The organism is Paenibacillus turicensis (assembly GCF_017873435.1).
Taxonomy (GTDB): domain Bacteria; phylum Bacillota; class Bacilli; order Paenibacillales; family Paenibacillaceae; genus Fontibacillus; species Fontibacillus turicensis.
The window spans coordinates 89,067-103,000 of record NZ_JAGGKG010000010.1 but is presented as its reverse complement, the minus strand read 5'-3'; the positions used below and the strand labels follow the sequence as shown (position 1 = coordinate 103,000).

The 13,934-nt window shown below is 37.4% G+C and carries 14 protein-coding genes; all 14 read left to right on the top strand.

The genetic code is table 11. The features are described from left to right. Window positions 1-89: 89 nt before the first annotated feature. The 14 genes from J2Z32_RS11980 to J2Z32_RS11915 all read left to right on the top strand — a co-directional run bounded on the left by J2Z32_RS11980 (window position 90) and on the right by J2Z32_RS11915 (window position 13,649). A complete protein-coding gene (locus J2Z32_RS11980) occupies window positions 90-905 on the top strand; it encodes a MerR family transcriptional regulator (RefSeq protein WP_210089401.1) in 816 nt (271 codons plus the stop codon). A 291-nt stretch (window positions 906-1,196) separates the two neighbouring features. Further along, a complete protein-coding gene (locus J2Z32_RS11975) occupies window positions 1,197-2,144 on the top strand; it encodes an aminoglycoside phosphotransferase family protein (RefSeq protein ID WP_210089400.1) in 948 nt (315 codons plus the stop codon). A gap of 77 nt (window positions 2,145-2,221) precedes the next feature. Further along, the gene (locus tag J2Z32_RS11970) at window positions 2,222-2,812 is read left to right on the top strand and encodes a histidine phosphatase family protein (protein ID WP_210089399.1); all 591 of its coding nucleotides are present in this window, start codon (window positions 2,222-2,224) and stop codon (window positions 2,810-2,812) included. Continuing rightward, complete coding sequence (locus J2Z32_RS11965) at window positions 2,805-3,323, top strand: hypothetical protein (protein ID WP_210089398.1); 519 nt, start codon at window positions 2,805-2,807, stop codon at window positions 3,321-3,323. Before J2Z32_RS11970 ends, J2Z32_RS11965 begins: the two co-directional genes overlap by 8 nt. Window positions 3,324-3,329: 6 nt before the next feature. Next, entirely contained in the window at window positions 3,330-3,686 is a 357-nt protein-coding gene (locus J2Z32_RS11960; RefSeq protein ID WP_210089397.1) for a hypothetical protein, read from the top strand. Window positions 3,687-3,816: 130 nt separating this feature from the next. After that, window positions 3,817-4,863 (top strand): ABC transporter substrate-binding protein, encoded by a 1,047-nt coding sequence (locus J2Z32_RS11955; RefSeq protein WP_210089396.1) that lies wholly within the window; start codon window positions 3,817-3,819, stop codon window positions 4,861-4,863. Between the two features lies 1 nt (window position 4,864). Then, window positions 4,865-5,695 (top strand): IucA/IucC family C-terminal-domain containing protein, encoded by an 831-nt coding sequence (locus J2Z32_RS11950; RefSeq protein WP_210089395.1) that lies wholly within the window; start codon window positions 4,865-4,867, stop codon window positions 5,693-5,695. Between the two features lie 84 nt (window positions 5,696-5,779). Next, window positions 5,780-7,585, top strand: coding sequence for an AraC family transcriptional regulator (locus tag J2Z32_RS11945; protein WP_210089394.1), 1,806 nt, complete (start codon window positions 5,780-5,782; stop codon window positions 7,583-7,585). Window positions 7,586-7,784: 199 nt separating this feature from the next. After that, window positions 7,785-8,744 carry a phosphotransferase enzyme family protein gene (locus J2Z32_RS11940; protein WP_210089393.1) on the top strand — a complete coding sequence of 320 codons (960 nt, stop codon included), beginning with the start codon at window positions 7,785-7,787 and terminating at the stop codon, window positions 8,742-8,744. A 157-nt stretch (window positions 8,745-8,901) separates the two neighbouring features. Next, window positions 8,902-9,159: a hypothetical protein gene (locus J2Z32_RS11935; RefSeq protein WP_210089392.1), complete on the top strand. Its 258-nt coding sequence runs from the start codon at window positions 8,902-8,904 to the stop codon at window positions 9,157-9,159. Between the two features lie 665 nt (window positions 9,160-9,824). Then, entirely contained in the window at window positions 9,825-10,766 is a 942-nt protein-coding gene (locus J2Z32_RS11930; protein WP_210089391.1) for a phosphotransferase enzyme family protein, read from the top strand. A 99-nt stretch (window positions 10,767-10,865) separates the two neighbouring features. Further along, window positions 10,866-11,483 carry an HAD family hydrolase gene (locus J2Z32_RS11925; RefSeq protein WP_210089390.1) on the top strand — a complete coding sequence of 206 codons (618 nt, stop codon included), beginning with the start codon at window positions 10,866-10,868 and terminating at the stop codon, window positions 11,481-11,483. A gap of 25 nt (window positions 11,484-11,508) precedes the next feature. Then, window positions 11,509-12,117 (top strand): hypothetical protein, encoded by a 609-nt coding sequence (locus J2Z32_RS11920; protein ID WP_245251407.1) that lies wholly within the window; start codon window positions 11,509-11,511, stop codon window positions 12,115-12,117. 902 nt (window positions 12,118-13,019) lie between these two features. After that, on the top strand, window positions 13,020-13,649 hold the full coding sequence (locus J2Z32_RS11915) for a YfbR-like 5'-deoxynucleotidase (RefSeq protein WP_210089389.1): 630 nt from the start codon (window positions 13,020-13,022) through the stop codon (window positions 13,647-13,649). Window positions 13,650-13,934: the final 285 nt, after the last annotated feature.

Below are 13,934 nucleotides of genomic sequence, written 5' to 3'. Positions count from 1 at the left end.
AAAAATTCAAGCTTGCGCCTCACGTTACGTTAGCAGATAAAATAAAAACGTAAGTTATTAGCCTGATTTTCAAAGGAGGAACGCAAAAAATGAACAGAGACACACTTCTTACCATTGCACAAATTGCGGAGCAAGCAGGTGTCACCTATCGGACATTACATTACTATGAAGAGCAAGGCTTGCTAAGCCCGATTAGACATGGTGAAGGCGAGCATCGCATGTATGATTTTGAACAAGTAACACAATTGCAGAAAATCGTGGCCTTGAAATTTTTAGGTTTTTCAATTAAAGAAATTCGTAACATTCTAAAGGCAAACTTATCTGATCAGCAGTGGGCGGACATGCTTGTGGAATTAGAGAAGCAGGTGGTTGCTCAAAAAGAGGGATTAGAGCTTGCACTACAGGCAATTCATCGCATTCAAAGCCTATCCGATTTAGCAGGATCAGAGCAGCTGACAACCTTATTAACCTTTGTGCATGGTATACAGTCTAGTCATCGTCAGCAAGCGTGGCTAGAGGAGGTCAGGGGCAAGGAGGCTGTAGCTGCAATTTTTAAAAAACATGAGCCAGAGACGGTTCAGGCGATGGATACTTTATATTTAGACTTTGTTGAACGAATTAAACAAAAATGTGGTGAGCCTGTAGATACACCTGAGGTGCAGCAGCTTATTAGTCAATATATGAATGCCCAAATGGAGCTTGTGGGACCGGAAGCGATAGAAGCTTTAGGAGATGTAAATGAGTTGGACATTACACAGCTTGAGGAAATGACAGCAGGGACATCGCCGTTTATGTTAGAAGAAGAGCAGTGGCTTCAGGAAGCGATTGAATATGTCATGAATAAGCAGATGGGGACTGAAACTTCAAGCAATGTGAGCACACATCCACAAGGCTTTAGAAACTAACAAAAAATCTGTACAAGCTTATAAATATGAAGATCCCATTCAAATCATTGATTGTTGATTTGAATGGGTTTTTTCGCTTTAAATACCTGTTATCTCAAAAAGATAAATTTAAGAAACTTGATCATACCAGAGCTTTGCTCATTATAGGTATGGCATGTCAGGAGGTTGAGGAACAGGGAGGTCAGATAGAGATACTATAGCCATTGAGTTTCTGTTATATACAGGTTAAGTAATTGATGACAAAATAAAGTATGGAAACTTAATATTATAAATGGGAGGAACCTCATTTCTATGAAGCATTTTTATGGTATGAGTGAGCTTGAAGTTGGCGAAATTGTTAAGCAATTTGGACAAGCCCATTATGACAAAGTAATAGGTAATCTTGAGAAATACGAGGCGAAGTGGAATCTAACAAACATCCAATTAAAATCAAATTTATCAGCAAACTTAATTTTCACCTGTCATTCAGATCAATTTGGCGATACGGTGTTAAAGATCGGGTATCCAGATAGTCCAGAGATAGTGACTGAGGTAAATGCGTTAAAAGAATACGATGGGGGTAAGTTTTGTAAAGTATACAAAGTGGATATAGAAGCTGGTATTTTTCTGGAGCAACATATTGTGCCAGGGATTGCTTTGCGAGCTGAGCCATCGCTAGATGCTAGACTCTCCGTTTTTAGTGAGTTGTATCAAGACTTACATATTTCATCTAACAAAGCAGAAGCTTATCCAACCTACAAGCAGTGGGTTTACCGAATAACAGACTATATGAGCATACGTCAAGACTGTACTGAACTTTATATGAAAATGAAAAAAGCAAAGGCAATCTTTGATTCTATCTCGTTAGACTACAATAAAAAATTATTACTTCATGGCGATTTCCACCATGATAATATTTTGCAAAATCGTAATGGCGGTTATACCATTATTGATCCCAAAGGCGTAATCGGTGATCCTGTATTTGATACTCCACGTTTTATTTTGAATGAATTTAACGAAAACGATGAAGTTACGCCTACCTTACAGTCCAAAGTAAGTTATATTATTACGACATTAGCCAAGCGACTACATATTCCAAGTCATATTTTAAAGCAATGCCTTTATGTAGAGATGACGATGGCTGTATGCTGGTGTGCAGAGAGTGGCTCAGACCCTATGGAGCTAGCGAGGTTAATGGAAAAGATTGAACTTACAGAGCAAATTATGGATTCTCAGGAGCAGTCCATCGACCAGAAATGACTATGGAGTCCTGACAGATGTGGGAGACTATAAGGGGGACAAATGAAGGCAATTGATGTAAGAAAAGGGGATAAAACGTGACAATAATTGGACTTGTTCGACATGGAATTACGGATTGGAATTTAGAAGGGAAAGTGCAAGGGCATAGTGATATCCCTTTAAATGAGGAAGGGCGTATGCAGGCACAGTTACTGTCCCAACGCATGAAGGGGGAGTCATGGGACTATATTTATTGTAGTGATTTAGGAAGGGCTTTAGAAACAGCTCAATTGATCGGAGAAATAAAAGGCATTGATGTCATTATGGATAAGCGTTTAAGAGAAGTACATTGTGGGCTTATCGAAGGGACGACTGAAGCAGAACGCGTAAAAAAGTGGGGGTATGGCTGGTCAAAATTAGATTTAGGCATGGAATCACAGCAGGATGTCATGGCAAGAGGGATAGCCTTTATCAATGATATTGTAGAGCGGCATCCCGATCAGAGAGTACTTGTAGTGAGCCATATCGGATTATTGGGGTATACATTAAAAAGGCTTATCCCTCATGAGGATATTGGAGAGCATTTGGATAATACATCGGTGACCATTCTAAAAAAAGGGGAGCACAGATGGGAATGTGAGCTGTTTAATTGCACAAAACATTTAGATGGGGGATTAAATGATGAATAACGTAATTCGGATTTTTAATGAAAGCATAGTCCAAAGTAATCTGAATTTTTCAACTAAGCCGCTTTTAGTGGGGGGCTTGGCTATGGAGTACTATGGACTGCGTAAGTCAGGCGCGGACATTGATTTAATTATTACGGATTGTGATTATAAAAGTTTAGCACAGCAGTATCCCGAAAAGACCAAAGATCTGTATGGTGATTTAGGTTTGGTTATAGATAAATTTGAAATATGGCGAAGCATAGCCCATCTCGATTATGATTTCTTTATAAAGGATGCGATTGAAGAGGAAAATATGTTGGTAATCTCAATTGATCGCCTGTTATGGAGCCGAGTATGTGCAATGGATGTTGAAAAATACCGGAACGATCTTTTACTAATTAAAGATTATTATTTTCAAAAATATACGAATCAGAAATACCATCAAGAAGCATTGGTACATGAAAAATCTTATGCTAAGATGCAGGGCGTAATTTTTGGAGGAAGATACGAAGATGATGAGAACGAGGGTTAAAAACCAATGAGGAAGATAGTAGTTGATGGAGCAACCTATTTGTGGAGTTATTCCACCGTTAGAGATTTTTACTGTAAATCCAAGCTGACGTTCATTACTGAAAAAAAGGATGCAAGGTTCATAGTTCAGTTTGTTACAACGGATACGCCAATTTCGGGTAGCCCTTTAAATGAAGGTTTAAGGATGATGAAGGATGAGAAGCAATATCTAGTTAACTTTAACCAACCTAAGTATGTGGCTGAGGTTTTGCAGTATATAATTAATCTGAATTTAGATACGATAGCGAAAAAAGTGCACCAGTTAAATGGCAACAAATTGTTGATTGATATGGGGTATCGAGATTTGGATGGTTTTTTGGTTTAGGAGAGATGTCGCATTAATCCTGTTCCAATGTCGCAAAAGTACATGGAAATAAAGTGTGTAGATACATTATACTCACTTTATGAATTCGATAATGAAAATCATTATCATCTACAAAAGGGGAGTAGTCAGAATGCAAAAAATGATAAAGAAGCAGGGGGCCGAAGGTAAGGGTTACACTGCTCACAAATCACGTTTATTAATGGGTTGGATGTTGGCATTAGTACTTGTCCTAACGGCTTGTGGTGCTGGAGCGGGAACAAATGCTAACAAGGGAACACAACAGCCTGAAGCAGATCCAAGCAAAACAAATTCAACGACGCAGACGGATTCAGCTTTTCCAGTTACCATCAAACATATGAAGGGTGAATATACGCTAACTGAGAAGCCAAAGGTGATTGCTGTACTTGATGTGAAATTTGTCGATCAATTAGTCGCACTTGGTGAGCAGCCAGCAGGTAGTGTAGTATCAGGAACAAAGGATGAAACTTTCCCTGAATACTTGAAGGACAAGCTAGTGGATGTAAAGGTACTAGGTAGTCGTGATGAGCCTAACCTTGAGGCAATTGTGGCTTTAAATCCTGATCTTATTATTATGACGGATTTTCAAGAGAAGATCTACGATAGTGTAAGTAAAATTGCAGATACAATTGTACTTGATTTTTATGAGGATTGGCGAGATACAGCAGTGACAATGGGTAAAATCACAGGTAAAACAACTGAAGCAGAAGCTTTGGTTAAAAATTATGAGGATAAAATTGTGGGGTTACGTTCAAAATTGTCTGCTGAGCTAGGAGATGACACGGTTTCTTTAATTCGTCCAAGAAAAGAAGGCATTCGTGTACATGGTCCTGATCATCGTACAGGAGGTATTCTCTATAAGGATTTAGGCTTAAAAGCGCCCAAATTTGTAACGGATATAAAAGAAGATACTTCTGTTGAAGTTACAATGGAAAAGGTTCCGGATATTGGAGCGGATCGCTATTTCCTACTTTCAGATGCCATGTTTGCTACAGAAACAGAACAACTGACAAGTAGTCCAATATGGCAATCCATCGACGCAGTTAAAAATAATCGTGTATACAATGTAGATACGCAACTCTGGATTGCTTATTATGGTCCAATTGCGGTCAACATGATCGTAGATCAAGCTGCTGAAGCGTTGCTAGGATCGAATTAAAATGGATCATTATCTATCTACTGTTTTGTGGAAGGAATTAGTAGAAGACTATGACATTTTGCTTAGTAAGCCACCTGAGGATAGTGTACGTACAGTTGCTCTTAGTCAATTAAAAGATGACGCAACGTGCCATGAGTATGTAAGCTGGCTTAAAGAATATATTGGTGCACCTGACTTACAGGTTGCTGCTTCGATGCTGATAAAACGATTAGGTTATCTGTGGACAGCACCGTTTATAACTGCGATGACCTTTCATAATGTAAAACTTTCTTTAGATTTAAATCAGAGTTTTCTGTATCACTCATCCTCAATTGTTGATGATGGAGGTACGCGATTTCCTTTTCTAGCGATGGGCGGGCTACAGATAGATGTTAATGCTAAGGATCCTGCTAACGTCAATACCAATACTAAGACTAGTGCTAACACTAATGCCAACGCAGCAGCTATTTCTAGTGATCTGGTGGATAGAGAGATGTGGAGGAAAGAGGTTATCGAAGAGATGTTTGCGGTTCAGCTTGCACCTGTGCTACACACACTTGCTAAGATTGGTCCCGTCTCGAAGGCAGTACTCTGGGAAAATATTATGGTGCGTATCGCCCCGCTGTATTCTGGAAGAGTTGAGGTGGCTGATCAGGATAAGGAACGCGTGCAAGCAGATTTTGCATTTTTAACGCAAACGGCATCGGGAGATTTATTTGGAGAAAGACGTAATCCTTTTACTCGTTTTACAGATCTCAGAGAGGATACTCCAGTGGCAAAAAGCAATCGGATTACGTGCTGCTATTATTATCGGATGTCAGGGGAGTATTGCGTAAAGTGCCCGAAGAAGTAACATATCTAGATTGACAATGAGAATAACTCTCAATTAAAATGACAACAGATGCAATTTTGATGTTATTGTCAGGAGATGAGAGACATGCCACCGCAGGAACAGGAAAGTTTTTGGAGTAATTTAGCGATTAAAACACTTGATGTATATAGCAGTACTTTACCTTCTGACGGTGTTTGGCGTGAAACTGAATTAACTGAAAATGTGTTGCTGCTTGCTAGTGGCGGTGAAGGAGAGCTTGTGATAAATGGTAAGGTTAACCATGTCCAAGCTTCTTTTGCTTGTCATCTGGTTAAAGGGACGTCCTTTACTTTGACTACTAGAGCAGAAAACATTCATTATATTATGATTTTTTATAAGGTATTTTTGATGGTGGAAGACAGCTCGATGTTGAATTTGCAGCAGCGTAACCAGCCGCTGAGTAAATCTTTCCTTCAGCACCCTGTCCTTAGGACGGAGCTATATCAGTCAGCAGAGACTATAGTTTCCAAATGGAGCCATGGTGACGGGCTTGAACGTTTCCATATAAATGCAATGCTACAAGGCCTGTTGTATGAGCTTGTCCTTCAGCATGAACGTAGTCAGGGGAGTCCCGCACCAGACATGGTGGATATTGTGGCTACTTATATCGCAGGACATTATCGTAAGGAGATGGAGCTTAAAGAGCTAGCCGCTCTTGCTGGATGTAGCGTTAGACAGTTGCAACGACGGTTCAAACAACAAAAACAGCTTGCCCCGATGGAATACGTTATTCAGTTAAGGATGGAAAGCGCAGCGCGATTACTCCAATATACAGATGCTCCCATCAGTGAAGTGGCTGAAAAAGCAGGCTATCGGGATGCGTATTATTTTAGTAGGGCATTTAAAAAATATTATGGCGTACCTCCGCAGGTGTATAGAAGTAATGTAGGATATGGCTTGCTACAGAACCAAGAGAGCCATAACCATTACCATAACCGTAACCAAAGTCACCTTGCTTCTTCATATCCTTCAGCACAAGGAACAGTTATTCGTCATATGCGAGGGGAATATCGTGTGACTACTACTCCGCTACGGATCGCGGTTATGGATGTTCAATATGCTGACCATTTACTTGCGCTTGGAATGCCTCCTGCTGGTAGTGTCGGATTAGGGACAGTAGGCTTGGGAAATGTGGGTTTAAAACTAGGAACTAATACGGTTTTGGGGACGGGAGAGTTAGGAGAAGTTCTAAAATTCCCTCAATATATTAGAGAAAAGCTAAATGATACGGAATACCTTGGCACCTATGAAGCGCCAGATCTGCAAGCTGTGGCAAGACTGAAAACGGATTTGATCATATGTACAGAAATGCATGATGCTCATTATGGGGCTCTAAGCCAAATGGCGCCCACGCTGATGTTTAAGCGCAATGAGAGCTGGCAGACAATTTTGAGTTTGTTTGGTGAATTAATTGGCAAGCAAGCAGAAGCTGAGCATATCATTACGGCTTATCATCGCAAAACAGCATTGCTGTCCGAAGAGCTTGCTGAGGTGATGGCAGGAAAAAGTGTGGCTTTAATTCGTCCGCGTGAATCCTTGGTGCGTGTACATACAGCCGCTCATCGGACAGGCGCTGTGTTGTACCGTGATCTTGGTTTACCTGCACCTCTCTTTGTGGCAGATACGTCCGATACCGCTTATCATATTTCGGTGGATCGATTACCTGCTGTCCATGCCAATCACTACTTTTTGCTAAGTAATGAAATGATGCTGAACGGAAGATCGGAAACAGAGCAAAGTGTGCTTGGAATGCTTGATACCGATAAGCAACAGCGTATCTATCAAGTGGATGCGGCAACATGGATTGGCTGTTATGGCCCAACAGGCATTAATAGCATTGTGGATCAGGTGGCGAGGGTGTTGCTGGCTTGAGTTCGGAAGGGCTTCCTATTTCTTTAATAGAATGAGGAAAAGCCTTCCGTTTTTTATTTTTTATAAGAAATGCGAGTATTTAATCTTTATTTATGCTTTCATACTTTAATCCATAGTACTTCGGCCTTTTGCTTATAAAATTATTGTTCGTATATGGAATTATTTAGGTTATTATATTGTACAAGAAGGGGAGGGCGTTATGATTAATGATGAGGAGATACTTAGTGAATTAAACAACAACCATTTAACTAAATTTGATAACATCGTGTTTACCCGTGATGGAGGTAGTTTATCCTATATTGTGTATTCAAATGGGCAACGTTTCTTTCTAAAAATAATACGTCCTGAATTTTTGGATACCGCATTGCAGTCTGTAGATATTCAATTGTATCTATACCAAAATGAGATTCCAGTACCCAAAATCATTTTTACTAAAGACGATAAACCGTATATTAGTATGGAGTATGAGCATGGTAAACATCTTTACATTTTATATGAATATGTTGAAGGTCATGAACCAGATATAAATAATGATGCAGAAAAGATTGGTTGCTTAATAGGGAAATTTCATCGTACGATGCAGAATTACACTGGAGAATTAGTCACTCGCAACAAACCTTACTTTATAGATAGATATATAGAGATATTAAGGAGAAAAAATTATCCTAATGAAAAATTGAAAACCTATATAGAGTATGGGGATTTTTTATGGGAGAAAGTAAAGGATCTTCCCTATGGTTATTGTCATGGTGATCTGAATCGTGGCAACCTTCATCAAACGTCAGAAGGGGATCTGTATCTTTTAGATTTTGATACTTCGTGCAGAGCCTTTCCAATGTATGACATCATGATGGTATGTAATTGTACAGACTATTTTAATTATGACGAAAACGGATTCAAAGAAACTAGGAAGATTTTCGATAGGTTTTTATTTGGTTATTTACAGCATCATACCCTTTCTAAAAGTGAATGGTTTGCATTTAATCATTTAGTTTCTATTTTACATTATCAACTCCAAGCTACCATCATTGAGATTTATGGACTTGATTGTGTAGATGAAAAGTTTATAGATAATCAGCTTAACTGGTTACTAAAATGGAAAAAACAAAGTGAAGTGGAATTAAGTGTACCTGAGAGTGTAGAGAAGCAGCTTAAATAACCACGGACTCAACACCAGAAGAGACGAGAACAGAATGTGAATAATAAATATTGTTTCCAGTAATTAGATAATAAGTAAAAACAGTGAGAACGTTCTACTAAAACTATGATAAAATTAAGAAAGAAGATTTAGGAAGAATTTAAAGGGGGTAGAATAAATGAAATGGCAAGAAGTAAGAGAACTGTTCCCTGATCAATTTGTTCTGGTTTCCATTCTTAATTATCATGAGGAAGATAACAAAAAAATAATAGATGAAGTTGCACCAATTCGTACTATATCAGCAGAAAATGCTAATAAAGAGTTTTTTGAGGCTAAACCAGGGAATATAGTGTACCATACATCAAATCAAGACTTTGTAATTCATCTTCGCCAAGATCCCTTAATGAGAGTGAGACGTAAAAGTAATGAAAATTAACTATGACGGACAGTTAATTACGTATATGAACAATCTGTGCAATGGAGCATTAGCCCTCTGTTAATTAGGTGAATATTGCATATATAAGTATTTAAAAAACACAAGACCCAACCTAAGATACTAAGATAAGGCTATCTGAGGATGGGTCTTGTCTTAGATAGTTCTGATCAATTTGCTATGAGGAGATTTGGTGATTTAAGCGGAATTTATGCTAATATATTTGATATATATTATACTCCCTAAAAGAAAGGTAATATTTCTCAAAATTATCTTATATTCGGGAATTTTCTTATGCCTGATTTGTGCAGGTGGGGCAGCGCTGTGGTTAATGGTATTTACAATACTTATTCCTATTGTATTAGTACCTCTTTTCTTCATATTCGGATTGATATCAGATGTTCGGTATTATAGAGAAATAAAGTTAAGCAGCAATAGCCTAAGACAGTTTGGATATCACAGGAATGATTGTTATCTTCATAATACATATGAATTTTAGGAATGAATACAGTCACAAACGTTTTAGCCAAAGAAGCATCAAAACAATATGAATCTGAATATCTCAATATAGTAAAGGTAATTAAGAAGTAGACATCTTTGAATTTACTGAGGTTGTGATGAGAGCATCGTAGTTGAAATCATATGGAACGAATAAAGGAGGAGACTCAGTGGAAATTGAAAAGTCTGAGATTAATCAAATTCTTTCTTTATTAGGTTACCACAAAGCAAATATTCATTTACTGGGCGGATATTACAATAACGTTTACGAAATTCCCTCAGAAGTACCAATCATTGTTAAAGTTTACAATCGAGAGTTTGATACTGAGGAACTCATTTTGTCTGAAATCGAATGGACTCAATTTCTTAATGAAAATAATGTGAATGTAACGATTCCTATAGCAGTAAATAAAAATTCTTATATTAATCACTTGACTGATACTTTATTTTTTGTTGCCTATCAAAAAGTTGTGGGAATTCACATTGATCCTAGTAGTGAAGAATGGAACGAGAAGTTATTTAATCAATGGGGAAAAGGGATGGGGAAAATGCATTCCTGTTCTAAGATGTACAAAGGTAAGAAGAAACGGCCAGAATGGAATGAACACCAGATTTTCCAGATGAATCTGAATTCAATAGATTCTAGAATTAAAGAGAAATGGGAGAACTATTTAAAAAATATTGAATCAATGAGCCATTCCGAAGAAGTATATGGGATTATACACGGTGACATGACTCATCATAATTTTCTGTGTAATAAAGGTGAGATTACGTTTATCGATTTTGGAGACAGTGAATTTAATTGGTTTGCGTATGATATTGCTGTTGCTATCTATCATGCATCGCAATCCGTTAAAGATCGAGGTAAACGTGATCATTTTGCGTCTCAATTTTTCAAATCATTTATGGACGGATACTCAATGGAGAATTCTGTGACCCAAATACTTCAACATGTAGATTTCTTTATAAACTATAGACATCTATATTCGTTTATTTATCACAACCAGTTCTTGCAAAAAAATCAGTTGAGCGAACCACAGCTTAGGTACTTAGAAGAAATGGAGCAAAGCATAATTAAACAAAATACTTACTTAGGGATTTCGTTAGTATAACAGGAAGTTATAGCATCATTACTATAGAAGCAATTAATGTAAAAGAAATTGATGTTATTATAATCATTAAGAAAGATTAACTGAAAGTTGGAGGACTATATGGATAGCATTATTTTTGATTTGGATGGAACGTTATGGGATTCGAGAGATGTAGTAGTAAAAGCGTGGAATGATGTGCTTAAAAAATATAAAGAAATTAATAAAACATTAACAAAGGAAGATTTCAAAGGCGTAATGGGTCTTCAAATTAAAGAGATTGGGATGAGATTTTTCCCTCATTTAAAAGAGGATATGCAGCAAAAAATATTAAAAGAATGTTGTGAAATTGAGAGTCAGTATCTTACTGAACAAGGTGGAAGGTTGTACGAAAAGCTGGAGGAGACACTTGAAATTTTATCAAAAAAATACAAGCTACTCATCGTAAGTAATTGTCAATCGGCATATATGGAATCGTTTTATAATTTTCACAAATTACAGAGATATTTTGTAGACTTTGAGAATCCAGGAAGAACAGGGCTGTCCAAGGGAGAAAACATTAAACTAGTCATAGCAAGAAATAACTTAACTAACCCAGTTTACGTGGGAGATACTGAGGGAGATCAGAAGGCTGCAAAGTTTGCTGGAGTACCCTTCGTATTTGCCAGTTATGGATTTGGAGAAGTTAGTGATTTTGACTATGAAATTAATAGTTTTAGTGGACTGTTGGAGTTGTTTTAATAAAGTGGTTCTTTTTATAATTTGAATGAAGGGAATGAACTGGATGAACCTCGGTGTCGACTCGAACCTGAATAACAGTAATAACATAAAAGAACCAGCCGAACAGCTCATTGAAATGCTTGGTCAAAGATATGATTCTATGACCGTCCAAGACTTGCTAAAGCCATTTGGGGTTAAGCGTATGCCAAAACCAGATAGTTACTTCAACGATGATATCATTTGGTCTGTGAAATCATCCATACGTATCGATGTATATCGTGTGCCTAAAATTAACGACCTGACAGGTCTAAGTTATACGAATGAAGATGGATGGGTCATTGGTGCGATTCATTTTATGGCGCCTGGAGCAGATGATAGAATAAAGTCTCCATTTTCAGGTAATCTACCTAATGGAATAACTATGGAATCCACACCTGACGACGCAATTAAAGCTTATGGCACACCAGCATTAGATGAAGAATGTGAGTGGCCAGGATTTTCTGGGCAGATTTTGGCATGGCGTAAGTCGGGTATTAATATCGCAATTGAATATGAGGATATAGACAATAATAGAATAATGAGATGCTATACGGCATGTTTAGTTGGTTGTATTGGGGCGTGGAGGAGTGATAATCCGGAGGTTTTTGCGCCTTGAGTTTGAGTGCAAATTAAATAAAATACTATACTATATCGTAGAAAAAGGGCTAGCGTGAGATTTAAATGACGCTGGCTTTTTTAAGAAGGAATATAATTGTACCAAGTATTGGTAGAAGCGGAATTTTACATAGAAATGAGAGATAACGTGAAACAGATTAGAGTATTAATGCGAAATCATAAAGTGAACTTAATACCACTAGGTGTGTCTATGTTAATTTTGCTATATTTTATTTTGTTTTTGGTTCCTTATGCAAGATCCCATGGTTTTCTAAATGGAAATCTTACTCCTGATGATAACGAGGGGTTTATATATGGTCTGCTGAGTTTCCCAGTTATGCTTCTTTATTTGATCTATATTATACTCGCTGAAAGAAAGATAACTTTTCTTAGAAGTATCTTTTATCCATTAATTATAATTAATCTGTATTTTGGGATTTTTTTGTGCCTGATTCGTTCAGGTGGGACTGTGCTATGGTTAATGGTATTTACAATAATGATTCCCATTGTGCTAGTGCCACTTTTGTTTATTTTGGGCTTGGTATGGGATATTCGTTATTGCAGGCAGAATAAGAAGGAGAGAGGATGAAAACAAAACAGATCAAGTTTATCGTTATTACATTTAGCCTGTGCGTCTTCATTTTTACATAAGAAATGTCATCTTGCAAAGAGCCTTGCTTTAGCTTCATTCACGTTTGTTTTGTTGACTGTGCCTTGCGTAATTCTATTTAACTTCTTTGGAAAAAGAAGATTTCAGAAAATGGATTTGTAGTATGAAGGCCTACTATATGTAAAATAACTAAACCGTTTTTATATTCAGGAAAATTATAGGTTTTATCTATATTTAACAAAGACGTTTTATAATTAAAAGTAAGTTAACAAAATTAAAAGGATAGTGATAAGATGGGGATTCATACTTACTTTAGATCGCTGAACGAATTAGAGCGAATTTATCGCTGTCCAGGGAAATTTAAATTTGAGGAGCATAGCGTTGCGGCGCATTCCTGGAAGGTGGTGCAGTATGCCAAAACATTGGCAGATATTGAAGAACGGTATGGTGTGAACGTCGATTGGAAAAAACTTTATGAGATCACGAGTAGCCATGATTATGGAGAGATTTTTATCGGTGATATTAAGACGCCTGTTAAGCATTCTTCAATCGAGCTGCGCAAGCTGATTCAACAGGTTGAGGAAGGGATGGTTCACAATTTTATAGAGGAGCATATCCCAGAGGAATTCAAAAGTATTTTCCGTAATCAATTGCGTGAAGGTAAAGACGATTCGACCGAAGGATTAATTCTGGAGGTGGCTGATAAGCTAGACCAAGTTTATGAAGCATTTGCTGAGTTACAGCGAGGGAATACGGAGAAGGAATTCGTTAAAATGTACCACGATGCACTGGTGAAAATTAAAAATATTAAACTTCATTGTGTTGATTATTTCTTAAATGAAATTTTAACTGATATGGTCAATGAGGAAACGATATCTTCGATCGACATCAAGCGTATTACGAATGAAGCATTAGGGAAGTAAAGAGGGAACAGAAATCGATCTAGGCTTATATATTCTTGTATTTTATAACTGATATGCTGGAACTGAGTATTCATTCCTTGCATGTCTTTTTGGTGTACATAAGTGTTGGGATTTTAAGCGATACAGCTTAAGGATTTGAAGCGAAGACGATACCAACAGCAGATACATAAGAAGCTCAAGTGCCAGGCTTGGGCTTTTTTTAATAATTGGCTGAAACAAAGCTTGACTTATATTACAAATGGGGAACTTTCAAAAGATTGAGCCTGCTGCAATATATTAATAACT

Coding starts and splice junctions, on each gene's coding strand:
- J2Z32_RS11940 (WP_210089393.1), top strand. CDS start 7,785: ATGATTAATGATGAGGAGATACTTAGTGAATTAAACAACAACCATTTA.
- J2Z32_RS11975 (WP_210089400.1), top strand. CDS start 1,197: ATGAAGCATTTTTATGGTATGAGTGAGCTTGAAGTTGGCGAAATTGTT.
- J2Z32_RS11920 (WP_245251407.1), top strand. CDS start 11,509: ATGAAGGGAATGAACTGGATGAACCTCGGTGTCGACTCGAACCTGAAT.
- J2Z32_RS11955 (WP_210089396.1), top strand. CDS start 3,817: ATGCAAAAAATGATAAAGAAGCAGGGGGCCGAAGGTAAGGGTTACACT.
- J2Z32_RS11960 (WP_210089397.1), top strand. CDS start 3,330: ATGAGGAAGATAGTAGTTGATGGAGCAACCTATTTGTGGAGTTATTCC.
- J2Z32_RS11915 (WP_210089389.1), top strand. CDS start 13,020: ATGGGGATTCATACTTACTTTAGATCGCTGAACGAATTAGAGCGAATT.
- J2Z32_RS11965 (WP_210089398.1), top strand. CDS start 2,805: ATGAATAACGTAATTCGGATTTTTAATGAAAGCATAGTCCAAAGTAAT.
- J2Z32_RS11945 (WP_210089394.1), top strand. CDS start 5,780: ATGCCACCGCAGGAACAGGAAAGTTTTTGGAGTAATTTAGCGATTAAA.
- J2Z32_RS11935 (WP_210089392.1), top strand. CDS start 8,902: ATGAAATGGCAAGAAGTAAGAGAACTGTTCCCTGATCAATTTGTTCTG.
- J2Z32_RS11950 (WP_210089395.1), top strand. CDS start 4,865: ATGGATCATTATCTATCTACTGTTTTGTGGAAGGAATTAGTAGAAGAC.
- J2Z32_RS11925 (WP_210089390.1), top strand. CDS start 10,866: ATGGATAGCATTATTTTTGATTTGGATGGAACGTTATGGGATTCGAGA.
- J2Z32_RS11980 (WP_210089401.1), top strand. CDS start 90: ATGAACAGAGACACACTTCTTACCATTGCACAAATTGCGGAGCAAGCA.